1 protein-coding gene is annotated in these 347 nt (G+C 59.7%); it reads left to right on the top strand.

Features of this window, described 5'->3' with window-relative positions:
• Positions 1 to 347, top strand: a 347-nt coding sequence (locus NZ773_16145) for a type I CRISPR-associated protein Cas7 (protein MCS6803458.1), incomplete at both ends; no start/stop codon positions are given.

Genomic DNA, 347 nt, shown 5'->3' with positions numbered 1-347 from the left:
GCGATCCTGATGCGGGCAACCTGCCGCGCGTCGACCCCGAAACAATGCAGGGCATCATCACTGATGTCTGCCTCAAGCGCAAAATCCGCAACTATGTCGACCTGCTGTACAGCGCAAACTATAACAACCTTGACCACGACGAGCAGGGCTACGGTATCTTCGTGCGCGACAGCGGCGTGGCGCTCAACGCCAAGATACGCGACGCCGCCGAGCAGCTGGGCGTGGAGAAGAGCAAGAAGCGCGAGAACCGCGACATCCGTGACGAGCTATGCAAACGCTATTACGACATTCGCACTTTCGGCGCGGTGCTTAGCACTGGCGATTACAACGCGGGACAGGTGCGCGGA

The sequence above is a fragment of the Dehalococcoidia bacterium genome (assembly GCA_025054935.1).
In the GTDB taxonomy this organism is placed as follows: domain Bacteria; phylum Chloroflexota; class Dehalococcoidia; order SpSt-223; family SpSt-223; genus JANWZD01.
The sequence above is the reverse complement of the archived record's forward strand: the minus strand, read 5'-3'. Positions and strand labels throughout refer to the sequence as shown.